The organism is Streptomyces sp. LUP30 (genome assembly GCF_001746365.1).
Classification (GTDB): domain Bacteria; phylum Actinomycetota; class Actinomycetes; order Streptomycetales; family Streptomycetaceae; genus Streptomyces.
Map to the genome: position 1 here is coordinate 359,689 of NZ_MJAJ01000002.1, position 24,360 is coordinate 384,048.

The following is a 24,360-nucleotide window of genomic DNA, read 5'->3' on the forward strand; positions in this document are numbered from 1 at the left end:
AAGGGGCGGTGTCCCGTCTCAGTGGGATTCAGTCGATGCCGTTGAGAGCGGCAAGGCCCAGCGGCAAACCAGGTCGACGTGGATCAGTGCGGTACACGATCATGCGTTCATGCCCCTGAGTGAGACCCTTGCCCGAGTCGATGCAGATCTGGCCGCCGGCCGCGTTCCTGTCGCGCGCCAGCGTCTGCGAGGTCTCGTCTCGTCCTTTCCGTACGACCTGACGCTCCGTCGGCGTCTGGCCGAGGTGTACCGGCTCTACGGCGACGCCGCCGAGGCCGGACGCTGGATGTACCTCGAAGAGGACCGCAACGTCGACGAGACCGCCGCCTTCGAGGCGCGGTACGGGTCTCCCGCGTGGCGGATGAAGGCCCTTGACTGGCGCGGCCCCGAGGCGATGGCTGCCACCTCCTTCGCGGAGAAGCAGCTGGTCACGGTGCGGACTGCCTGTGCCGAGGAGCTGGGGCACCCCGTCGGCTGGGACGACCCCGCCTCCTACCGGGACGACCTGGAGGAGAAGGACGGGGCGGCGCCCTCCGGGCCGTGGACGGTCGGCGGTGTGCTGGCAGGCGTCGGCTGCCTGGTGGGGGCCCTTGCGTTCGTGGCGATCTGGGTGACGGGAGTCGTTGCCCTCTTCGACTGACCCAGGTCGCCGAAGGGCCGGTGGAGAGCGCCGCTCAAGGTTCGGCGGTACGCCGGGTCCTGCCGTGAGCGGGACGCCTGGCGATGAGTGCGACCTCCGTCGACGGCTCGTGCCGCATGCTTCAGCTGCCCACCATGGGCATGGGGACCGAGTCGCAGCCCCCGACGCCCGTGGGGGTCAGCTCGCGCCAGGGCAGGTCGATGTCAGCCGACGGTTCACCTCAGCGCGAGTGTGCACCGGTGATCCCCGGTCAGCGGCGGCCGGTGGACAGGACGACGAGGAACTGGCCGCCGCCCGCCTCGATGTCGGCGGTAACCGGCAGGCCCGGTACCAGTCGGGAGAACCTGTCCACCAGCCAATCCGCCGTTTCCTGGGCGTCCTGTCTGGTCGGACAACGGCCCACCATCTCGCGGCCGCCCTTGCGTTCCAGCCGCGCGGCAACGGTGATCAGCGGCGCGGGTTCGATCACGTACAGGCGGTCCGGCCAGGCGATGACCACTTTGACCGCGCCCTTGCGGGTGTTGCACCCGCGGTGCGCGAGCCGCTCGGCGACCTTGGCCTTCCGGTCGGCGGTCCGGCTGTCGACGCTGGGCCCCCGCGGGTCGTTCACCGACTTGTCGGGGTCGACCGGTTCATCGCACACCCAGCAGCGCCAGCCGTCGCGCTCAGCCACATCATCAAGGAGACTCATCCGAGCAAACTAGCCTGCCCGTCCGCCACCTCCCGCACCAGGGCCAGGGCGACCGGGTGAGCCGTGGTCGGCGCCGGGACTCACCCGGCCGCGGACCGGGTGAGCACAGTTGAACGGGTGCGTCAGACCGTCGTGACCACCTGGTCATAGGCGAGGCGGGGGGAACGGTCGAACCATGCGTTCTCACCCGGCCTGCCGATGTTGACCACGACGAGAACCGAGTGCTCGCCATCGGCGAAGAACTCCTTGTTGATGCCGTCGGCGTCGAATCCGGTCATGGGGCCTGCCGCCAGGCCCGCGGCTCGAACCCCGAGAATGAAATAGCCGACCTGCAGAGCCGCATTGAATTTCGCGGACTCTTCCCGCACGCTCCGGTCGGAGAACATCAGATCCTTGGCCTGCGGAAAATGCGGGAGCTGCTCCGGAAGCTCCTCGTGGAACTCGTTGTCCGCAGCGAGAATCGCGACCAGCGGCGCCTTCTCTGCCTTCGTGTTGTTCCCTTCGGCGAGGTGCTGGACCAGACTCCGTCGAGCCCCGCCCGAACGAACCAGGACGATGCGGAGCGGCTGCTGGTTCAGCGACGTAGGCGCGTACTTGACCAGGTCATAAATGGCCTGAACCTGCTCGTCGGTCACCGGTTCCTCGGTGAACGTGTTGGCGGTACGGGCCTGCCGGAAGAGCAGGTCCTGCGCCGTGGGGTCGAGACTGAGAGACATATATGCATTCCTTGCTGACGAGGGCAACGGTCAATCCATGGGTGAATTTCGCGTCTATTTCCATACGGCCGGCAGAATACTCACATCATGAGGAGGTGGCTCAGGCTCGTCAGTCGTCGGTTCGGGGCACGCCCAGTCCGAAGAACGTGCGGTAGGAATCCACCTGGCCGGTGAGCATGTGCATTCCGTGGTGCACGTGGTGGCCCAGCGCGGCCGCCTCCCGCAGGAGGGGTGTTTCTCTCGGTTTCATGATGATGTCTGCCACCACGCTGCCGGAAGGCAGGGCCCGGGGCGCGAACGGCAACGGGTCGTCGGGGCGCAGCCCGAGCGGCGTGGCGTTGACGGCGATGTCACTGTCGTGCAGCGTCGGTTCGGGGACGGCGCGGACGCGGCCCGGCCAGTGTTCGGCTAGCCGGTCGACGAGCGCGGTCAGGCGAGGCCCGTCCGGATCCGAGACGGACAGACTGTCCACACCCGCGGTGAGCAGGGCCGCCGCGATGGCGCTGCCCGCTCCGCCCGCGCCGACCAGTGTCACTTTCCTTCCCCGAGGCGAGTGACCGGACCCGACAAGGCCCGCCACGAAACCCGAACCGTCGAAGTTCGCGGCGAGCCAGGTGCCGTCGGGCTCGCGCCGCAGGGCGTTCGCACTGCCGGTTATCTCCACCGTGCGGGTGCGCCGGTCGGCCAGGTGCGCGACGGCCGTCTTGTGCGGCACGGTGACGAACAGGCCGTCCAGGTTGCCGACGCACTGCAGCCCACGGACCACCTCGACGAGGTCGTCGGGCCGCACGTGTACGGGCACCAGCACCGCGTCGATACCCAGCCCGGCGAAGACCGGGTTGAGCAGCCCGGGCGACTGGACCTGGGTGACCGGGTCGCCCAGGACGGCGTACAGACGGGTGGTTCCGCTGATGGCTCCCGTGTGCGGACTGTCGGTCATCATGGCCCTTCCTCGTGCTGGAGGTGCTGCGTGAACGGCAGTTGTCGGCAGACGCGGCGGCGCCCCGACACCAGATGCGGGAGCTCAGCCGGCGAGCATCAGATCTTCTTGGCCACGTAATGGCGGTAGCTGTCCACCGGCGGCATGAACTGCGACGGCAGCACGCCCATCTTCTTCAGCAGCCGGGTGGAGCCGCTGTCGGTGTAGCCGGCGAAGGAACCGCCCACGGCCTCCGGGCCGACCCGCTTGGCCATGTGCCGCTGGATGGCGCCGACCCGCTGCTCCCGCAGCGCCTTGTGGAAGGAGCCCTCGGGGGACAGCCGCCCGTGGATCGCGGCCTGCACCTGGGGCGAGATGTCACGGTCGAGCACCCACTCCAGGCCCAGGTCCTTCTCCTGGAGCTCCTTCAGGAAGGTGTGGCGCTGCGTGGTGTAGAGGTCGACGTGGGTGAAGTAGCCGCCCGGCTTGAGCACACGCGCCACCTCCTTCAGGAACTTCTCCAGGCTCGGGTAGTTGTGCGCGCTCTCTATGTTGACCAGGACGTCGACCTCGCCGTCCTCGAACGGCAGGTTCTCCGCGTCGCCCTGGACGTAGCGCAGGCCCTTGCGGGAGAGCGAGGCGTTGGCCCGCTTCACGGCCTGGTCCGACAGGTCGAGGCCGATCATGCTCTTCGCGTCGACGACGCGGGAGAGGAAGTTCAGACCCTCACCCAGTCCGCAGCCGACCTCGAGAACGGACTTGTCCGCGTAGTCGTCCAGGTCGACCGGCACCTCCCGGAGGGCGGCGAAGTACAGCTCCTCGGAGAAGCCGTCGGTGTCGTAGTCGAGGAAGCCGGGAATACGGGCGCTGATCTCCTTGGCCACCTGGTCGTCGTGGTAGCCCCAGTTCCACAGGATGCCCTTCTTCGACATCCGGGCCTGCAGGTCGTAACTGGTCGAGATGTTCTTCTTGTGCGTGCCCTCCTTGGCGCTCTGAGCCCCCTGATCATTCGTCAGGTTGATCTCGTTGACGCTCGTGAACAGGCCGTACATGTCTTCGCGCGCACCCATGTGCGTGTCCTTTCTCATGGTCTCCCGCAGAGCGGGAAATTCTTCGGAGTCGGGGCTTCTCAGTCGGCGGACGGGAGCGACGCCCCCAGCCGGCGGGCGAGTTCGTCCACCAGCGCGCCGAGCTCACCGGGGCCGTCCGCCGCACCGAAGACGGTGAAGTCGGGGCGCACCAGCACGGCTGTCGCGCCGTGTTCGGCCAGGTACGGCAGATAGCGGTCCTCGATGTCGACCACCGAGCCGGGGCCGGGCACCCCCGGTTCCGTGGTCGCGGGCAGAACGTGCGCGAAGCGCGTGCCGAGACCGTCGAGGAAGGCCCGCCGCCGGTCGTCGAGCAGCGCCGCCGGATCGTCGGCGGCCAGCAGGACGAAGCCCAGGCCGACGATCTCGTCGAGCAGCCCCTCCCCTTCGGCGTCCGCCACCCGGGACTGCGGGAACAGGGTGCCGGCGGGGCCCGCCGGTGTGCCGTCGCCGGTCTGCAGGAACAGGCCTTCGTCGAGGGGGATCACGGTCGACATGGGCAGTGCGGCGGCGCCGTCGCGGTCACGGGCGGCCAGCATGATCGCGTCCCGGTCGGCGGCTGCCGCGGGATCGGTCACACAGATGACCTTGCCGAGTCTGACCGACGTGGTGATGGCGTTCCGTACGTGCGCCCGGCGTTCGGCGGTGTAGGTGTCGAGCACCGACTCGTCGGCGAGACCGCGCAGGGCCAGGTCGAGTTTCCACGACAGGTTGGCCACGTCCCGGAAGCCCGAGCACATGCCCTGCCCGGCGAAAGGCGGCATGAGGTGTGCGGCGTCCCCCGCGATCAGCAGCCGGCCCTTGCGCCACTCCCCCGCCCAGCGGGCCTGGAAGGTGTACACGGCGTGCCGTTCGAGCGTCGCGTTGTCCGGGCGCACGGAGAACATCTCCAGCATGCGCCACAGGGTGTCGTCGCGCTTCAGCTCCTCGATGTTCTCGCCGGGCAGCCGCATGAACTCGAAGCGGCGGTGCCCCGGTCCGGCCGACACGGCGGTCCGCGGCCGCAGCGGGTCGCAGATCTGCAGGTTGTTGGGGCGGAAGTCGCGCGGCTCGTCCAGGACGACGTCGCAGATCAGCCAGTCGTAGAAGAACCCGAGGTCGGTGAGGGAGCTCTCCATGGACTCCCGGACGAAGCTGTTGGCCCCGTCGCACCCGACGACGTACCGCGCGGTGAAGCTGTGCTCCCGCTCGTCGGTGTCCTCGGAGATCACCTCGACCAGGTCGCCGCGGTCATCGAGTTCGACGACCTCCTGCCCGCGGACGACCCGCAGGTTCGGGAATTCGGTGCCCCGCTCGATGAGCGTCGCCTCAAGACCGGGCTGGTACATGGCTGTCGCCTGGGGCCAGCCGCAGTGGCCGTCGGCGGCGCTCTCCATGTGCAGCAGGGTGTCGCCCGCGGCGTTGCGCCAGGCGTAGTCCCGTGAGTTCTCCCCGAACTTGTCGAGGAAGGGCCCGATGCCGGCGGTCGCCAGGATGCGGGCGGCCTCGTCGTCGAAGCCGACGGCACGCGGCATGGGGTAGGGCTGCGCCCACCGCTCCACGACCGTGACCCGCCAGCCGCGCCGGGCCAGCAGGATCGCCAGCAGCTGTCCCACCGGGCCGTAGCCGACGACGGCCACGTCCGTGTCGGTGACGGCGTCCGTCCCGGTTGCGGCGTCGGCCGTCCGTGTCTGCACTGTCATTTCCGTCCGGTCCCGTCTCAGCAGTTGCCCGTGCCGGCGAGGATGTCCTTCACCACGCGCTCGAATTCGGCCTTGTCGATCAGGGTGCGGATCGTTTCGTGACCGTTCTCCACCGTCAGCAGCCGCCTGCCGGTGAGGACGAGCTGACCGTTGTCGGTGGCCCGGCCGCGCAGCACGGTCCCGGCGAACAGCGAGTCCTTCACGATCTGCTCGGCGGCGGAGTCCCGCGGGCTGTCCCAGTCGGAGACGGCGCGGGCGGTCAGCTCGAACCGGTACACCGACCGCCAGTCGCCGGCCGCGGCCCTGCGTTCCAGCACGTGGTGGGCGCCGTCCGCCGTGAGCCGGTAGGAGCATCCGAACTGGTGCTGCACCTCGCCGGTCATCCGCAACGGCTCGAGGTACGACGGTCCGGCGAAGCCCACGTCGACCAGCCAGGTCTCCCCGTCCAGCCGCACACAGGCGAAGGTGTGCTCGAAGTCCGGTCCGAACTGCCCGTTCGGCCAGCGCTGGGACGCGGCCAGGATCGAGACGGCGTAACCGAGTTCGGTCAGGAGCCTGCGGAAGAGGCCGCTCAGGTCGTGGCACACGCCGCCCGCGCCCTCGACGACGATCGCCCGGAACGTGTCGTCGACGTCGATGTCGACGACGTTGCGGAAGCCCGTGAAGCTCTTGATGAAGTGGCTGCTGTCGTAGGCCAGCGACATCAGGTGCCGCTTGTGCAGCAGGCGCAGTGTCTCGGCACTCGGCTCGGGTACCTCCGTGAAACCCAGACGGTGCAAGTAGGTCTCGACCTCGAACATCCGGTCACTTCCCCTTCTCGATGTGGTCCCACTCGGCCAGCAGCTCACGCAACCGTGAGACGGCCCGCGTACGCGTCGCTTCGTCGTGCAGTGCCGGAGCCAGCGCCGACTCCAACTTGCCGATCTCCTCGGCGACCGCCTCCGGTGTGACGGCGAGTCCGGGTTCGAGGGCCTCCAGCACCAGCTCCGCGATCATGCCCGCGGTGGGGAAGTCGAAGATCAGGCCCTGCGGCAGGTCGAGTCCCGACACCCGGTTGAGGCGGTTGCGCAGTTCGAGACCGGTCAGTGAGTCGAAGCCGATGTCGAGGAAGGCGACTCCGTCCTCGACGGCCGCCGAGCCGGTGGCGTGACCGAGCACCTGTCCGGCTTCCACCAGCACCAGGTCGGTCAGCGCCGTCAATCGTTCCGGTGGGGACAGAGTCAGCAGCCGCGCCCGCAGCGCCTCCCCGTCGTCGCCCGAGCCGGCACCGTTCCCCTTACCGGTGGCAGCACCGGTGCCGGCAGCCGTGACAGCGGCCGCCTCGGGCAGTTCGCGCAGCAGCGGACGCTGCCTGGCGACCGTGTAGGCCGGCACGAACCGCGACCAGTCGATACCCGCGACCACGAGGTGCCCCTCGCCACTCGCCATCGCCTGGCCGAGGGCCTCTACGGCCAGGTCGGGCCGCATCAGCTCGACCCCGACCTCGGCGAACTCCGAGGCCACCCTCTCGTCGACCATGCCGCCGCCCGCCCAGGCGCCCCAGGCCACGGCGGTCGCCGCACGGCCCTGGGCGCGCCTTCGGTGCGCGAGGCCTTCGACGAAGGCGTTTGCGGCGGCGTAACCGCTCTGCCCCGCACCGCCCCATACGGCGGCGCCGGAGGAGAACACCACGAAGGCGTCCAGCGGACGATCGGCGAGCAGAGCGTCCAGGTGGACGGCACCGGCGATCTTCGCCCGGCCCACCTCGGCGAACTCCGCGACGCTGCTGTCCGGCAGTTGCGCAGGTTCCTGTGCGGCGCCTGCCGTGTGGAAGACGGCGGAGACAGGCACATCGGACGGTACCGCCGCGATGACCTCGGCGAGCGCCGTCCGGTCGGTGACGTCGCAGGCCACGACGGTGACGCGGGCACCGAGCGCGGTCAGCTCCGCCTCCAGCGCGTCCGCCCCTTCGGCGGCCCGGCCGCGGCGGCTGAGCAGCAGCAGGTGCTCGGCGCCCCGGCCCGCGGCCCACCGCGCCACATGCGCGCCGATGCCACCCGTACCACCGGTGATCAGGACCGTACCGCGCGGCGTCCAGGGCTCCCCGGCCACCGTGCCACCGGCGGACTCGGCACGGACCATACGGCGCGCGTACACGCCCGTGGCCCGGACAGCCACCTGGTCCTCGCCGTGCCCTCCGCTGAGCACGGCCACCAGTCGGCCCAGCGCCGTCTCGTCCGGCCCGGCGGCCATATCGACGAGTCCGCCCCAGGACCTGGGGTGGTCGAGGGCCAGTACGGTGCCGAGCCCCCAGACCATGGGCTGCGTCGCGCTGTCCGCCTCATCGTCCTCCCGGACCGCGACGGCCCCGGAGGTCAGGCACCACAGGGGGGCGGTGACGTCCAGATCCTTGAGCGACTGGACGAGGGTGACGGTGGCGGCGGTGCCCCGCGACAGCGTGGGGTGCTCATCGTCCGGCCGCTCGTCCAGGGGCAGCAGGGACAGCACTCCGACCGGTGTGCTCCCCACCGTGTCGAGACCGGCCCGGACGAGTGCCGCCCGGATCAGTTCCGCCAGGCCCTTCCGGTCCTCACCGTCCACGTCCACCCGTAGGACACGACCGCCGTGCGCGGTCAGCGCGCCGCCCGTGGCCTCCGCCATCGCGTCGGCCTGCCCCGCGGGCACCAGCATCAGCCAAGTGCCGACGGCGACGACCGTGGCCGGCGTCAACGCGTCGGACACCGGCCGCCAGTCGATCCGGTACCGCCAGCCGTCCAGCACGGCCCGGTCCCGGTGACGGCGGCGCCACGAGGACAGGGCGGGCAGGACACCGTCCAGGACGGACGCGTCAAGCCGCAGGGAGCGGGCCAGCGAGTTCGCGTCGCCGCTGTCCACGATGTCCCAGAACGCCGCGTCGACCGGATCGGCCACCGTCTCGGGAACGGCCGGTCCGTCGCCCTCGATCCAGTAGCGCTGGTGTTGGAAGGCGTAGGTGGGCAGGTCCACACGCCGGACGTCCGTTCCGGCGAACACCTTCTCCCAGTCCACCTCCACACCACGGGCATGCAGCCGGCCAAGGCTGTTCATCAAGGCCCGGTCCTCGGGCACGTCCCGTCGCAGGGAGGGCACGCAGTCCTGGGCCACCATCGCCGACAGCACACCGTCAGGACCCAGCTCCAAGAACGTGGAGACCTTCAACTCCCGCAACGCCAAGACCCCGTCGTGGAAACGGACCGTGCCGCGTACGTGCTCCACCCAATACTCCGGCGAACACAACCGGCCCGCCTCCGCCACCTGGCCGGTCAGGTTCGACACCACCGGCAGCACGGGCTCGTGAAACGTCAGCCCCGCCACGACCCGACGGAACTCCTCCAGCATCGGATCCATCAACGACGAATGGAAAGCGTGCGACACCCGCAACCGTTTCGTGCGCCGGCCCTCGAGACGGGCTACCACCCCCGCGACCGCGTCCTCAGCACCCGACAGCACCACCGAGGACGGGCCGTTGACCGCGGCGATGCTCACCCCCTCCGACAGCAAGGGTGTGACCTCGTCCTCGGTCGCCTCGACCGCGTACATCACCCCGCCTGATGGAAGGGCCTGCATGAGTCGGCCTCGTGCGACCACCAGGGCCGCCGCGTCCTGCAACGACCACACACCCGCCACAAACGCCGCCGTCACCTCACCGATCGAATGACCGGCAAGACAGTCGGGACGCACGCCCCACGACTCCACCAGCCGGAACAACGCCACCTCGACCGCGAACAGCGCCGGCTGCGCATACCGCGTCTCGTCCAGCAGGTCCCCGCCCTCGAAGACCAGCTGCTTGAGCGAGCGACCGAGCTCCTTGTCCACGGCCGCACACACCTCGTCGAAGGCCTCCGCGAACACCGGGAACACGGCGTGCAGTTCACGCCCCATCCCGACCCGCTGAGAACCCTGACCCGTGAACAACACACCCAGACGCCCCGGAACCACCGCCTGCGACTCCACCGACGCGAGATGCTCACGCGCCTCAGCCACCGAACCCGCCACCACCACCGCACGATGATCGAAATGGGCTCGGGTCGTCGCCAGCGAATACGCCACATCCGTGAGATCCAGTTCGGACTGCTCCTGCAGGAGATCGGCCAGCCGTGCCGTCTGCGCACGCACCGCCTCCGGCGACCTGCCCGACACCACCAACGGCACCACACCACCCGGCGCCACACCACCCGGCACCACCGCACGCTCCACCGGAGACTCCGTCTGGACGGCCTCCAGAATCACGTGCGCATTCGTCCCGCTCAGACCGAAGGAGGAGACGGCGGCCCGGCGGGGGCGGTCGTGGCTCTCGGGCCATTCCCGCGATTCAGTCAGCAGTTCCACCGCGCCCGCCGACCAGTCCACCTTGGGCGACGGCTCGTCCACGTGCAGCGTCTTCGGCAGCACACCGTGCCGCATCGCCTGCACCATCTTGATCACACCCGCCACACCGGCCGCAGCCTGAGCATGACCGATGTTCGACTTCAACGACCCTAGCCACAAAGGCCGATCACCGCCAGGGCGCTCCTGACCGTACGTCGCGATCAACGCCTGCGCCTCGATCGGGTCACCGAGGGAGGTACCCGTGCCATGCGCCTCGACCGCGTCGACGTCGGCCGCCGACAGACCGGCGTTCGCCAGCGCCTGCCGGATCACACGCTGCTGGGAAGGACCGTTCGGAGCCGTGATGCCGTTCGAGGCGCCGTCCTGGTTGATCGCCGCACCGCGGACGAGGGCCAGCACCTCATGGCCGTTGCGGCGGGCGTCCGACAGACGCTCCAGCAGGACCAGGCCCACGCCCTCGGCCCACGACGTACCGTCCGCACCGGCCGCGAACGACTTGCACCGCCCGTCCGCAGCAAGACCGCGCTGACGCGAGAACTCCACGAAGCTGCCGGGTGTGGCCATCACGGCTACGCCGCCGGCCAGAGCGAGCGAGCACTCACCGCTGCGCAGGGCCTGCATCGCGGAATGCATCGCCACCAGCGACGACGAACACGCCGTATCCATCGTCACGGCGGGTCCTTCGAAACCGAAGGTGTAGGCCACCCGGCCCGAGATGAAGCTGCCCGCGTTGCCGTTGCCGAGGAAGCCTTCCAGTTCCTCCGGCACGCGGGTGAGGTTGGTGGCGTAGTCGTGGTACATGGCGCCGGCGAAGACGCCCGTGCGGCTGCCCTTCAACGACGTCGGATCGATCCCCGCCCGCTCCAGCACCTCCCACGACGTCTCCAGCAACAACCGCTGCTGCGGATCCATCGCCAACGCCTCACGCGGACTGACCCCGAAGAACCCCGGATCGAACTCCCCCGCATTATGCAAAAACCCACCATGACGAACCATCGACTTACCCACCGCATCCGGATCAGGATCGAACAACCGCCTCACATCCCAGCCCCGGTCCTCCGGAAACGCCGAGATGCCATCACGCCCCTCAACCACCAGACGCCACAAATCCTCCGGCGACGAAACCCCACCCGGCAGCCGACACCCCATCGCCACAATCGCAATCGGATCCTCCGCACCCGACAACCCCGACCCCGACGCCACCGCAACAGCAGACGTNCGATCTTCAGTCCGCGTGAGGCGTTGGCGATGGATCAGCAGCAGCCGCTGCTGCGGATCCATCGCCAACGCCTCACGCGGACTGACCCCGAAGAACCCCGGATCGAACTCCCCCGCATCATGCAAAAACCCACCATGACGAACCATCGACTTACCCACCGCATCCGGATCAGGATCGAACAACCGCCTCACATCCCAGCCCCGGTCCTCCGGAAACGCCGAGATGCCATCACGCCCCTCAACCACCAGACGCCACAAATCCTCCGGCGACGAAACCCCACCCGGCAGCCGACACCCCATCGCCACAATCGCAATCGGATCCTCCGCACCCGACAACCCCGACCCCGACGCCACCGCAACAGCAGACGTCCGCCCGCCCGCCGACCCCGACGACACCGCCTCCTCGCCCACCAACTCCACACGCAAGAACTCCGCCAGCACACCCGGCGACGGATAATCGAAGATCAACGTCGCCGGCAACCGCAGACCCGTCACAGCGTTCAAACGGTTCCGCAACTCCACCGCCGTCAACGAATCAAAACCCAGATCGTTGAACGCCTGACCCGCACCGATATCCCCCGCACCCGCATGCCCCAACACCACCGCCACCTCACCCGACACCAACTCCACGAGGTGACGCCTCTGTTCGTCGAGGGTCAGCGTGGCGAGGCGGTGCGCCAAGGTGTCACCGGTGGTCGTGCCGTTGCCCGCGGCCGCGGTTCGGGCGGTGCGGCGCGGTCGGCGGACCAGGCCGCGCAGCATCGGTGGCAAGTGCCCGGATCGTGCCTGTTCGGTCAGAGCGGTGAAGTCGAACTTCACCGGCACCAGCGTGGAGACCGCGCCCGGCAGGGTCGTGTCGAGGAGGACCGTGTCGAGCAGGGCCATGCCCTCCTCGGTGGCCAGCGGGAGCACTCCGCCCCGGCCCATACGGGCCTGGTCCGACTCGCTCATCGTCGAGATCATGCCGCCGGACTCGGCCCAGAGGCCCCAGGCCAGGGAGACTGCGGGCAGCCCCTGCGCCCGCCGCCACTGCGCGAAGGCGTCCAGGAACGCGTTCGCCGCCGAGTAGTTGCCCTGCCCCGGCCCTCCGATCACACCGGCCGCCGAGGAGAACAGGACGAACGCCGAGAGATCCATGTCGCGTGTCAGCTCGTGCAGCGTGAGCGCGGCATCGACCTTGGGCCGGAAGGCGGCCCCGATCCGCTCCTGCGTCAGGCTCGCGATCACCCCGTCGTCGAGCACTCCCGCCGCGTGCACGACGGCGGTCAGCGGCGCGTCGGGCGACACCGCGGCGAGAAGCTTTTTCACCGCTCTGCGCTTGGACATGTCGCATGCCACCACGGTGACGCTCGCTCCGGCGGCTTCGAGTTCTGCCGTCAGTTCCGCGGCGCCGGGCGCCTCCGGTCCGCGACGGCTGCTCAGCAGCAGATGGCGTACGCCATGTGCGGCGACGAGATGCCGGGCGACGAGGCCGCCCAGCGTTCCGGTCCCGCCGGTGACCAACACGGTTCCCGCGACATCCAGCGCGCGCCCGGACTCCGCCGAATCCCGTGCGGTTGCGGGGGCGGGGTCGACCGCGGCCCGTACCAGCCTGGGCGTGTGGACGACGTCGGCGCGCACCGCCACCTGGGCTTCTCCAGTGGCCAGTACACCCGCCAGCGCCGACCGGGACGCCTGCACCTCGTCCACGTCCATCAGCAGCACACGGTCCGGGTTCTCGGCCTGCGCAGCGCGCACCAGTCCCCAGACCGCGGCGCCCGCCGGGTCGGTCACCTCGGTGTCGCCGACGACACCGACCGCGCCCCGCGTCACGACGAGAAGGCGGGTCGACTCGAGTTCCGGCGCGGCGAGGAAGGCCTGAAGGATGCCGAGGACACGGCCCACGAGACCGCGGACCCGCTCGGCGCTGACGACGCCGTCGACGGCGTCGACGACCAGCACGTCCGGCATCGACGCGCCGGACCGCACCAACTCCTCGACGTCCAGGGCCATGGAGACCGGGTGCGGGACGACCGCAGTCGTCCCGCCGGCCGTCGCGCCGGACGGCATCGCGGTCCATTCGACGGCGAACAGGGCATCCGTGCCGGGACCCGTCCGTCCGGCAGCCCGGACCTGCTCGTCGGCGACCGCGCGCAGCACGAGCGACTCCACCGACGCGACGGGGGCGCCGTCGCCGTCGGCGAGTTCCAGCGCCACCGACTCGGGTCCGGTGGGAGTCATGCGTACCCGCAGGCTGGTGGCACCCGAGGCGTGCAGCGTCATGCCGTTCCACGCGAACGGCAGGATGAGCTTCCCCTCCTCGGCCTTCCGCTCGGTGAAGGCGCCGCAGTGCAGGACCGCGTCGAGGAGTGCGGGATGCAGACCGAAGCCGGCCGCCGCCTCGGCGTCGTCCGCCGGGAGCGTGACCTCGGCGTAGATCTCCTCTTCCAGGGTCCACAGCGTGCTGAGGCCCTGGAACAGGGGCCCGTACGCGTATCCGGCACTCGCCTGGTCCGCATAGAAGTTGGTCAGGTCTACGGGCTGCGCACCCTCGGGGGGCCAGACACCGAGGGTGCTGTCGGGTGCCGGTGCCTCGTCGTCGAGCTGGCCGTTGGCGTGGCGGACCCACGGGGTTCCGGGCCTGGCGTCGTCGGGCCGCGAGTACACCGCGACTGGCCGTACACCGCCTGTGTCCTCGCCTACCGAGACCTGGATCCGGACCGCACCCTTGTCGGGGATCACCAGGGGGGCTTCGATGATCAATTCGCGCAGGGACCGCGCACCCACCTCGTCCCCGGCGCGGACGGCGAGCTCCACGAGGGCCGTACCCGGCAGGAGGACCGTGCCGGACACGGCGTGGTCCGCGAGCCAGGGCTGGGCGGCCAGCGAGAGCCGGCCGGTGCCCAGCACACCACCGGTGTCGGGCACGCTGATCACCGAGTCGAGCAGCGGATGCTCCACCGCGAACGCCGGATCACCGGCCGGCACATTCGAGTTCAGCCAGAACCGCTGCCGCTGGAAGGCGTAAGTAGGCAGGTCCACCCGCCGGGCACCGGTCCCGGCGAACACCCTCTCCCAGTCCACCTCAACACCACGGGCATGCAGCTGCCCGAGGCTGTTCATCAAGGCTCGGTCCTCGGGCACGTCCCGTCGCAGGGAAGGCACGCAGTCCTGGGCCACCATCCCCGACAGCACACCATCGGGACCCAGCTCCAAGAACGTGGAGACCTTCAACTCCCGCAACGCCAAGACCCCGTCATGGAAACGGACCGTGCCGCGCACGTGCTCCACCCAATACTCCGGCGAACACAACCGGCCCGCCTCCGCCACCTGGCCGGTCAGGTTCGACACCACCGGCAGCACGGGCTCGTGAAACGTCAGCCCCGCCACGACCTGGCGGAACTCCTCCAGCATCGGATCCATCAACGACGAATGGAAAGCGTGCGACACCCGCAACCGCTTCGTCCGGCGGCCCTCGAAACGAGCCACCACCCCCGCGACCGCGTCCTCGGCACCCGACAGCACCAGGGAGGACGGGCCGTTGACCGCGGCGATGCTCACCCCCTCCGACAGCAAGGGTGTGACCTCGTCCTCGGTCGCCTCGACCGCGTACATCACCCCGCCTGATGGAAGGGCCTGCATGAGTCGGCCTCGTGCGACCACCAGGGCCGCCGCGTCCTGCAACGACCACACACCCGCCACATACGCGGCCGTCACCTCACCGATCGAATGACCGGCGAGATAGTGGGGGCGCACGCCCCAGGACCGCACGAGACGAAAGAGCGCGACCTCGACGGCGAACAGCGCCGGCTGCGCATACCGCGTCTCGTCCAGCAGGTCCCCGCCCTCGAAGACCAGCTGCTTGAGCGAGCGACCGAGCTCCTTGTCCACGGCCGCGCACACCTCGTCGAAGGCCTCAGCGAACACCGGGAACACCGCATGCAGTTCACGCCCCATCCCGACCCGCTGAGAACCCTGACCCGTGAACAACACACCCAGACGTCCCGGAACGACCGCCTTCGACTCCACCGACGCGAGATGCTCACGCGCCTCAGCCACCGAACCCGCCACCACCACCGCACGATGATCGAAACGAGCACGAGCCGTAGCCAACGAATACGCCACATCCGTCAGACTCAGTTCGCGGTGCGCTTCCAGATGGTCGGCCAGGCGCCGAGCCTGTGCGCTGACGGCCTCAGCCGTCCTGCCCGACAGGACGAGGGGCACGAGCCCCCGTGTCATGGTCGGTTCGGGGGCGTCCTCCTCGACGGCCTCCAGGATCACGTGCGCATTCGTCCCACTGATACCGAAAGAGGAGACCGCCGCGCGGCGCACACGGCCCGGCTCAGTCGGCCATTCCCGCGCCTCGGTCAGCAGTTCCACCGCGCCCGCCGACCAGTCCACCTTGGGCGACGGCTCGTCCACGTGCAGCGTCTTCGGCAGCACACCGTGCCGCATCGCCTGCACCATCTTGATCACACCCGCCACACCGGCCGCAGCCTGCGCATGACCGATGTTCGACTTCAACGACCCCAGCCACAAAGGCCGATCACCGCCAGGGCGCTCCTGACCGTACGTAGCGATCAACGCCTGCGCCTCGATCGGATCGCCGAGAGACGTACCCGTGCCATGCGCCTCCACCACATCGACGTCAGCAGCCGACAACCCCGCACTCGCCAGCGCCTGGCGGATCACACGCTGCTGGGAAGGACCGTTGGGCGCGGTCAGTCCATTGGACGCGCCGTCCTGGTTGACCGCACTGCCCCGCACCAGGGCCAGCACCTCATGACCGTTGCGCCGCGCGTCCGACAGACGCTCCAGCAGGACCAGGCCCACGCCCTCGGCCCATGCCGTACCGTCCGCACCGGCCGCGAACGACTTGCACCGCCCGTCCGGGGCCAGACCCTGCTGACGCGAGAACTCGATGAAGCTGCCGGGGCGGGCCATCACGGCCACGCCGCCGGCCAGAGCGAGCGAGCATTCACCGTTCCGCAGGGCCTGGACCGCGGAGTGCATCGCCACCAGCGACGACGAACACGCCGTGTCCACCGTCACCGCGGGTCCCTCGAAGCCGAACGTGTACGCCACCCGGCCCGAGACGATGCTCCCCGCGGCCACGGCCGCTTCGTAGTCGTGGTACATCAAGCCGGCGAAGACGCCCGTGCGGCTGCCCTTCAACGACGTCGGATCGATCCCCGCCCGCTCCAGCACCTCCCACGACGTCTCCAGCAGCAACCGCTGCTGCGGATCCATCGCCAGCGCCTCACGCGGGCTGATCCCGAAGAACGCCGGGTCGAACTCCCCAGCGTCGTGCAAAAAGCCGCCCTCGCGAACGTAGGACTTGTCGGCCAGGCCGGGCGTGGGGTCGTAGATCCCCTCGACGTCCCAGCCCCGGTCCTCGGGAAACGGCGTGACGCCGTCGCGTTCCTCGGCCACCAGACGCCACAGGTCCTCGGGCGAGGAGACGCCGCCGGGCAGTCGGCACGCGGCCGACACGATCGCGATCGGCTCGGACGAGGCCGCAAGGACCCGGTCGCGCTCCTCCTTGAGCTGCTCGTTCTCCACGAGCGAGGCGCGCAGTGCCGCGACAAGCTTGTCCTCGGACACAGACATTCTTGAGTTCCTCCGTAGGCCGCGACGGGCTCAGTTGGTGGTGTTGCCCATCGCGCGTTCGATGAGGTCGGCGACGTCCATGTCGGCGATGAGGTGTGCGGCGCTCTGTTGCGTCTCCGAGGCCACGGGAGTGGTCGCGCCAGGAACCGCGGAACTGGATGCGGCAGCTGTGAGACGCAGCAACTGCTGGAGCACGCCCAGTTCCTGGAGCCGTTCGAGGGGGACGGAGGCGAGGGCCTTGCGCAGCCCGGCCTCGTCCACGTCGGCGAGCTCCATCGTTCCGCTTGCGACGTCCGGGATCAGCTCCGCACGCAGGTGCTCGGTGATCGCGACGGGTGACGGGTAGTCGAAGATCAGAGTGGCCGGCAACGCGATGTCCGCCGCCCTCATCAGCCGGTTACGCAGCTCGACCGCGGTGAGCGAGTCGAAGCCCATCTCGCTGAACGCCTGTCCCGGAACGATGTTCTCGGCATCGGTGTGGCCGAGCACCACGGCGACTTCCTCGCGGACCAGGTCGAGCAGCATCTCGGTCTGCTCTTCCTCCGGGAGCCCGGCCAGCCGGTCCGAGAGGGAGACGACGGGAACAGGTCCGCCGGCAGCGGCGGCACGCCGGGGTCGGCGCACCAATCCCTGCAACATGGAAGGCAGTTGGTCGGCTCCCGCCTGTGCGGCCAGTGCGGCGAGATCGAACTTGACCGGTACCAGGGCCGGTTCGCCGGTAGTGAGGCCGGTGTCGAAGAGAGCCATGCCCTCCTCGACGGACAACGGGCGAATTCCGCTGCGCCGCATACGTGCCTGGTCCGTCCGGTCGAGAGCACCGGCCATGCCTCCGGTGTCACCCCACAGGCCCCATGCCAGCGACACGGCGGGCAGCCCCTGCGAGCGGCGCCACTGAGCGAACGCGTCCAGGAACGCATTCGCCGCCGAGTAGTTGCCCTGGCCCGGACCACCCAGCACACCCGACGCGGAGGAGTACATGACGAAGGTATCCAGGTCCAGGTCCCGCGTCGCCTCGTGCAACGCCAGCACCGCATCCACCTTCGGACGCAACACCGCCGCCAACCGCTGCGGCGTCAACGAAGCGATCACACCGTCATCCAGCACACCAGCCGTATGCACCACCCCCGACAAGGGAGCACCATCAGGCACCTCCCTCAACAACCCGGCCAGCGCCTCACGGTCGGCCACATCACACGCCGCCACGACCACCCGCGCACCCAACCCCTCCAACTCCGCCTACCTCCCTCAACAACCCGGCCAGCGCCTCACGGTCGGCCACATCACACGCCGCCACGACCACCCGCGCACCCAACCCCTCCAACTCCGCCTTCAACGCCACCGCACCCGCAGCCCCCACACCACTCCGACTCGTCAACACCAGACTGCGCACCCCATGCACCACCACCAGATGCCGCGCCACCACAGCACCCAACGTCCCCGTACCACCCGTCACCAACACCGTCCCACCCGAACGAAACACCCGCCCACCCGACGACGGGACCACGGCACGCGCCAGCCTCGGCACGAACACCTCACCCGAACGCACCGCGACCTGCGGCTCGCCCGAAGCCCTCACACCCCCCAACACGCCACCGACAGGCGCCGATTCACCCACCCCCACATCCACCAACACCACCCGGCCCGGCTCCTCCGCCTGCGCCGAACGCACCAACCCCCACACCGCAGCCGCCACCGGATCCACCCCACCAGACCCACCCCCGACACCGACACCGACGTCCACCGCACCCCGCGTCACCACCACCAGACAACCCGAACCCGACTCCGACTCCGAAGACGTCAAGAACGACTGCACCGCAGACAGAACACCAGCCGTCACCTCACGCACCGCCCCGGCATCCAGCACCGCCGACGGCACCTCCAACACCTCCACACCAACCGCAGCCTCCGCGTCCTCACCCACCGGCAGAGACGACCACTCCACCCGGAACAACGCATCACCACCACCGCCACCGGCCGCCCTCAACTGCTCCTCGGCGGCCGCCCGCAACACCAGCGACTCCACCGACGCCACCGGAACACCCTCACCGTCGGCCAGGTCCAGCGACAGCGACTCCGCCCCCGTCGACCTCAACCGCACACGCAACGACGAAGCACCCGAAGCATGCAGGGACACACCACTCCACGCGAACGGCAGCCGCACCCCTCCACCCTCGCCGTCGGAACCGTGTGACTCCGCGAAGGCTCCGGCGTGCAGCGCGGCGTCCAGGAGCGCCGGGTGCAGACCGAAACCGGCAGCCGAGTCCGCCTCTCCCGCCGGCAACGCGACCTCGGCGAACACCTCGTCGTCCCTGCGCCACACCGCACGCAGGCCCTGAAACACCGGCCCATAGCCGTATCCGCGGTCGGACAGCTCCTCATACAGGTCCGTCACGTCCACGGCTGTCGCATCCTTCGGTGGCCACACGCCGAACTTCGTTGCAGGAGCGGGAGGTTGGGCACTGAGCTGGCCACTCGCGTGACGCACCCAGGGGCTGCCGGGTTCCGCGTCGTCTGGCCGCGAGTACACCGCGACCGGTCGGACTCGGCTGCCGGTGTCCTCACCGACCGACACCTGGACACGGACCGCACCCTCGTCGGGGATCACCAGCGGAGCCTCGATCACCAGCTCCCGCAAAGTGCCCGTGTCCGCCTCGTCCCCGGTGCGGACGGCCAACTCGACCAGTGCGGCGCCCGGCAGCAGGACCGTGCCGGACACGGCGTGGTCCGCGAGCCAGGGCTGGGCGGCCAGCGAGAGCCGGCCGGTGCCCAGCACACCACCGGTGTCGGGCACGCTGATCACCGAGTCGAGCAGCGGATGCTCCACCGCGAACGCCGGATCACCGGCCGGCACATTCGAGTTCAGCCAGAACCGCTGCCGCTGGAAGGCGTAGGTAGGCAGGGCCACCCGCCGGGCACCGGTCCCGGCGAACACCCTCTCCCAGTCCACCTCGACACCACGGGCATGCAGCTGCCCGAGGCTGTTCATCAAGGCACAGTCCTCAGGCACGTCCCGCCGCATGGAAGGCACGCAGTCCTGGGCCACCATCGCCGACAGCACACCGTCAGGACCCAGCTCCAAGAACGTGGAGACCTTCAACTCCCGCAACGCCTGAACCCCGTCATGGAAACGGACCGTGCCGCGTACGTGCTCCACCCAGTACTCCGGCGAACACAACCGACCCGCCTCCGCCACCTCACCGGTCAGGTTCGACACCACCGGCAGCACAGGCTCGTGAAACGTCAGCCCCGCCACAACCCGACGGAACTCCTCCAGCATCGGATCCATCAACGACGAATGGAAAGCGTGCGACACCCGCAACCGCTTCATCCGCCGGCCCTCGAAACCAGCCACCACCCCCGCGNAAACGTCAGCCCCGCCACAACCCGACGGAACTCCTCCAGCATCGGATCCATCAACGACGAATGGAAAGCGTGCGACACCCGCAACCGCTTCATCCGCCGGCCCTCGAAACCAGCCACCACCCCCGCGACCGCATCCTCAACACCCGACAGCACCACCGAGGACGGACCGTTCACCGCGGCGATGCTCACACCCTCCGACAGCAGAGGCGTGACCTCGTCCTCGGTCGCCTCGACCGCGAACATCACCCCACCCGACGGCAGAGCCTGCATGAGTCGGCCTCGTGCGACCACCAGAGCCGCCGCGTCCTCCAACGACCACACACCCGCCACAAACGCAGCCGTCACCTCACCGATCGAATGACCCGCCAGATAGTCGGGACGCACACCCCACGACTCCACCAGCCGGAACAACGCCACCTCGACCGCGAACAGCGCCGGCTGCGCATACCGCGTCTCCTCCAACAACGCCGACCCATCACCGAAGACCAGATCCTTCAGCGAACAGCCCAGACCCTCATCGACAACCGCGCACACCTCATTGAACGCCTCCGCGTCACCTCACCGATCGAATGACCCGCCAGATAGTCGGGACGCACACCCCACGACTCCACCAGCCGGAACAACGCCACCTCGACCGCGAACAGCGCCGGCTGCGCATACCGCGTCTCCTCCAACAACGCCGACCCATCACCGAAGACCAGATCCTTCAGCGAACAGCCCAGACCCTCATCGACAACCGCGCACACCTCATTGAACGCCTCCGCGAACACCGGGAACGCCCCATACAACTCACGCCCCATCCCGACCCGCTGAGACCCCTGACCCGTGAACAACACACCCAGACGCCCCGGAACCACCATCTGCGGCTCTACCGACGCGAGATGCTCACGCGCCTCACCCACCGAACCCGCCACCACCACCGCACGATGATCGAAATGGGCTCGGGTCGTCGCCAGCGAGTACGCCACGTCCGTGAGATCCAGTTCGGGCTGCTCCTGCAAGAGATCGGCCAGCCGTGCCGTCTGCGCACGCACCGCCTCCGGCGACCTGCCCGACACCACCAACGGCACCACACCACCCGGCGCCACACCGTCAGGTGCCACCGCACGCTCCACCGGAACCGCAGACTCAACGCCCTCCAGAATCACGTGCGCATTCGTCCCGCTGATACCGAAGGAGGAGACCGCCGCGCGGCGCACACGGCCCGGCTCAGTCGGCCATTCCCGCGCCTCGGTCAGCAGTTCCACCGCGCCCGCCGACCAGTCCACCTTCGGCGACGGCTCGTCCACGTGCAGCGTCTTCGGCAGCACACCGTGCCGCATCGCCTGCACCATCTTGATCACACCCGCCACACCGGCCGCAGCCTGCGCATGACCGATGTTCGACTTCAACGACCCCAGCCACAAAGGCCGATCACCGCCAGACCGCTCCTGACCGTACGTCGCGATCAACGCCTGCGCCTCGATCGGGTCGCCGAGGGAGGTACCCGTGCCATGCGCCTCGACCGCGTCGACGTCGGCCGCCGACAGACCGGCGTTCGCCAGCGCCTGGCGGATCACACGCTGCTGGGAAGGACCGTTCGGAGCCGTGATGCCGTTCGAAGCGCCGTCCTGGTTGACCGCACTGCCCCGCACCAGGGCCAGCACCTCATGACCGTTGCGCCGCGCGTCCGACAGACGCTCCAGCAGGACGAGGCCCACGCCCTCGGCCCACGACGTACCGTCCGCACCGGCCGCGAACGACTTGCACCGCCCGTCCGCAGCAAGACCGCGCTGACGCGAGAACTGCACGAACGCGATGGGTGTGGACATCACCGCCACGCCGCCGGCCAGAGCGAGCGAGCATTCACCGCTGCGCAAGGCCTGCATCGCGGAGTGCATCGCCACCAGCGACGACGAACACGCCGTGTCCACCGTGACGGAGGGACCTTCGAGCCCGAGAGTGTACGAGATCCGGCCGGAGGCCAGGCTGCCGGCAGCGACAGCCTCGCTGTAGTCGTGGTACATGGCGCCGGCGAAGACGCCCGTGCGGCTGCCCTTCAACGACGTCGGATCGATCCCCGCCCGCTCCAGCACCTCCCACGACGTCTCCAGCAGCAGCCGCTGCTGCGGATCCATCGCCAACGCCTCACGCGGACTGACCCCGAAGAACCCCGGATCGAACTCCCCCGCATCATGCAAAAACCCACCATGACGAACCATCGACTTACCCACCGCATCCGGATCAGGATCGAACAACCGCCTCACATCCCAGCCCCGGTCCTCCGGAAACGCCGAGATGCCATCACGCCCCTCAACCACCAGACGCCACAAATCCTCCGGCGACGAAACCCCACCCGGCAGCCGACACCCCATCGCCACAATCGCAATCGGATCCTCCGCACCCGACAACCCCGACCCCGACGCCACCGCAACAGCAGACGTCCACCGCATCCGGATCAGGATCGAACAACCGCCTCACATCCCAGCCCCGGTCCTCCGGAAACGCCGAGATGCCATCACGCCCCTCAACCACCAGACGCCACAAATCCTCCGGCGACGAAACCCCACCCGGCAGCCGACACCCCATCGCCACAATCGCAATCGGATCCTCCGCACCCGACAACCCCGACCCCGACGCCACCGCAACAGCAGACGTCCGCCCGCCCGCCGACCCCGACGACACCGCCTCCTCACCCACCAACTCCACACGCAAGAACTCCGCCAGCACACCCGGCGACGGATAATCGAAAATCAACGTCGCCGGCAACCGCAGACCCGTCACAGCGTTCAAACGGTTCCGCAACTCCACCGCCGTCAACGAATCAAAACCCAGATCGTTGAACGCCTGACCCGCACCGATATCCCCCGCACCCGCATGCCCCAACACCACCGCCACCTCACCCGACACCAACTCCACGAGGTGACGCCTCTGTTCGTCGACCGTGAGGGCCGTCAAGCGACTGGTCAGAGAGTCGCCGGCGGTCCTGTCCGTACCAGCGAGCGCGGTTCGGCGTGGCCTGCGGACCAGGCCCCGCAGCATGGACGGCACCTGGCCGGCGGCCGCCTGCTCAGCGAGCGTCGCGAAGTCGAACTTGACCGGTACCAAAGCCGGTTCACCAACGCGCAGGCCGGCGTCGAAGAGCGCCATACCCTCCTCGATCGACAACGCACGAATACCGCCACGGCTCATACGAGCCTGGTCCGACTCCCCCAGCGACCCCGTCATCGCACTCGACGCACCCCACAGGCCCCATGCCAGCGACACAGCAGACAGCCCCTGCGAGCGGCGCCACTGAGCGAACGCGTCCAGGAACGCATTCGCCGCCGAGTAGTTGCCCTGGCCCGGACCACCCAGCACACCCGACGCGGAGGAGTACATGACGAAGGCGTCCAGGTCCAGGTCCCGCGTCGCCTCGTGCAACGCCAGCACCGCATCCACCTTCGGACGCAACACCGCCGCCAACCGCTGCGGCGTCAACGAAGCGATCACACCGTCATCCAGCACACCAGCCGTATGCACCACCCCCGACAAGGGAGCACCATCAGGCACCTCCCTCAACAACCCGGCCAGCGCCTCACGGTCGGCCACATCACACGCCGCCACGACCACCCGCGCACCCAACCCCTCCAACTCCGCCTTCAACGCCACCGCACCCGCAGCCCCCACACCACTCCGACTCGTCAACACCAGACTGCGCACCCCATGCACCACCACCAGATGCCGCGCCACCACAGCACCCAACGTCCCCGTACCACCCGTCACCAACACCGTCCCACCCGAACGAAACACCCGCCCAGCCACATCACCGGAAGTCGGCGCCGTTGCACGTGCCAGCCTCGGCACGAACACCTCACCCGAACGCACCGCAACCTGCGGCTCGCCCGAAGCCCTCACACCCCCCAACACCCCACCGACAGGCGCCGATTCACCCACCCCCACATCCACCAACACCACCCGGCCCGGCTCCTCCGCCTGCGCCGAACGCACCAACCCCCACACCGCAGCCGCCACCGGATCCACCCCACCAGACCCACCCCCGACACCGACGTCCACCGCACCCCGCGTCACCACCACCAGACAACCCGAACCCGAACCCGAAGACGTCAAGAACGACTGCACCGC

General features: G+C 69.1%; 12 protein-coding genes and 2 pseudogenes. 1 reads left to right on the forward strand and 13 read right to left on the reverse strand.

Going from position 1 to position 24,360, the window contains the following annotated elements; genetic code table 11:
• The first annotated feature begins 109 nt into the window (after positions 1 to 109).
• The gene (locus tag BG482_RS03535; RefSeq protein ID WP_069767331.1) at positions 110 to 640 is read left to right on the forward strand and encodes a DUF6584 family protein; all 531 of its coding nucleotides are present in this window, start codon (positions 110 to 112) and stop codon (positions 638 to 640) included.
• A gap of 250 nt (positions 641 to 890) precedes the next feature.
• Here BG482_RS03535 and BG482_RS03540 read toward each other — a convergent pair whose 3' ends face one another.
• From BG482_RS03540 to BG482_RS45780, 13 genes and pseudogenes are all read right to left on the reverse strand, one after another.
• Positions 891 to 1,331 (reverse strand): hypothetical protein, encoded by a 441-nt coding sequence (locus tag BG482_RS03540; protein WP_069767332.1) that lies wholly within the window; start codon positions 1,329 to 1,331, stop codon positions 891 to 893.
• Between the two features lie 122 nt (positions 1,332 to 1,453).
• Positions 1,454 to 2,047, reverse strand: coding sequence for a malonic semialdehyde reductase (locus tag BG482_RS03545; RefSeq protein ID WP_069767333.1), 594 nt, complete (start codon positions 2,045 to 2,047; stop codon positions 1,454 to 1,456).
• Positions 2,048 to 2,156: 109 nt separating this feature from the next.
• The gene (locus tag BG482_RS03550) at positions 2,157 to 2,990 is read right to left on the reverse strand and encodes a shikimate dehydrogenase (RefSeq protein WP_256096238.1); all 834 of its coding nucleotides are present in this window, start codon (positions 2,988 to 2,990) and stop codon (positions 2,157 to 2,159) included.
• Positions 2,991 to 3,085: 95 nt separating this feature from the next.
• The gene (locus BG482_RS03555; protein ID WP_069767334.1) at positions 3,086 to 4,036 is read right to left on the reverse strand and encodes a class I SAM-dependent methyltransferase; all 951 of its coding nucleotides are present in this window, start codon (positions 4,034 to 4,036) and stop codon (positions 3,086 to 3,088) included.
• Positions 4,037 to 4,095: 59 nt separating this feature from the next.
• A complete protein-coding gene (locus BG482_RS03560) occupies positions 4,096 to 5,736 on the reverse strand; it encodes a bifunctional 3-(3-hydroxy-phenyl)propionate/3-hydroxycinnamic acid hydroxylase (RefSeq protein ID WP_069767335.1) in 1,641 nt (546 codons plus the stop codon).
• 17 nt (positions 5,737 to 5,753) lie between these two features.
• Positions 5,754 to 6,536 (reverse strand): arylamine N-acetyltransferase, encoded by a 783-nt coding sequence (locus tag BG482_RS03565; RefSeq protein ID WP_069767336.1) that lies wholly within the window; start codon positions 6,534 to 6,536, stop codon positions 5,754 to 5,756.
• A 4-nt stretch (positions 6,537 to 6,540) separates the two neighbouring features.
• Positions 6,541 to 11,301, reverse strand: a 4,761-nt coding sequence (locus tag BG482_RS44895; RefSeq protein WP_256096239.1) for a type I polyketide synthase, incomplete at its 5' end; no start/stop codon positions are given.
• Between the two features lies 1 nt (position 11,302).
• A pseudogene (locus BG482_RS03570) lies at positions 11,303 to 16,887 on the reverse strand (SDR family NAD(P)-dependent oxidoreductase); the annotation flags it as partial.
• A gap of 36 nt (positions 16,888 to 16,923) precedes the next feature.
• A complete protein-coding gene (locus tag BG482_RS44905) occupies positions 16,924 to 18,102 on the reverse strand; it encodes a beta-ketoacyl reductase (RefSeq protein WP_256096240.1) in 1,179 nt (392 codons plus the stop codon).
• Positions 18,083 to 20,221: a polyketide synthase dehydratase domain-containing protein gene (locus BG482_RS44910; protein WP_370745740.1), complete on the reverse strand. Its 2,139-nt coding sequence runs from the start codon at positions 20,219 to 20,221 to the stop codon at positions 18,083 to 18,085. The genes BG482_RS44905 and BG482_RS44910 overlap by 20 nt, the downstream gene beginning before the upstream one ends.
• 35 nt (positions 20,222 to 20,256) lie before the next feature.
• A pseudogene (locus BG482_RS46015) lies at positions 20,257 to 20,595 on the reverse strand (acyltransferase domain-containing protein); the annotation flags it as partial.
• Positions 20,596 to 20,750: 155 nt separating this feature from the next.
• Entirely contained in the window at positions 20,751 to 22,556 is a 1,806-nt protein-coding gene (locus BG482_RS45775) for a type I polyketide synthase (protein ID WP_069767341.1), read from the reverse strand.
• The coding region (locus BG482_RS45780; protein ID WP_141746541.1) for an SDR family NAD(P)-dependent oxidoreductase at positions 22,549 to 24,360 on the reverse strand (1,812 nt) is incomplete at its 5' end. The genes BG482_RS45775 and BG482_RS45780, both read right to left, overlap by 8 nt.

What these genes read in the sequence shown, in the direction of transcription:
- BG482_RS03535 (WP_069767331.1), top strand. Translation starts at nt 110, where the DNA reads ATGCCCCTGAGTGAGACCCTTGCCCGAGTCGATGCAGATCTGGCCGCC.
- BG482_RS03540 (WP_069767332.1), bottom strand. Translation starts at nt 1,331, where the DNA reads ATGAGTCTCCTTGATGATGTGGCTGAGCGCGACGGCTGGCGCTGCTGG.
- BG482_RS03545 (WP_069767333.1), bottom strand. Translation starts at nt 2,047, where the DNA reads ATGTCTCTCAGTCTCGACCCCACGGCGCAGGACCTGCTCTTCCGGCAG.
- BG482_RS03550 (WP_256096238.1), bottom strand. Translation starts at nt 2,990, where the DNA reads ATGATGACCGACAGTCCGCACACGGGAGCCATCAGCGGAACCACCCGT.
- BG482_RS03555 (WP_069767334.1), bottom strand. Translation starts at nt 4,036, where the DNA reads ATGGGTGCGCGCGAAGACATGTACGGCCTGTTCACGAGCGTCAACGAG.
- BG482_RS03560 (WP_069767335.1), bottom strand. Translation starts at nt 5,736, where the DNA reads ATGACAGTGCAGACACGGACGGCCGACGCCGCAACCGGGACGGACGCC.
- BG482_RS03565 (WP_069767336.1), bottom strand. Translation starts at nt 6,536, where the DNA reads ATGTTCGAGGTCGAGACCTACTTGCACCGTCTGGGTTTCACGGAGGTA.
- BG482_RS44910 (WP_370745740.1), bottom strand. Translation starts at nt 20,221, where the DNA reads ATGAAGCGGTTGCGGGTGTCGCACGCTTTCCATTCGTCGTTGATGGAT.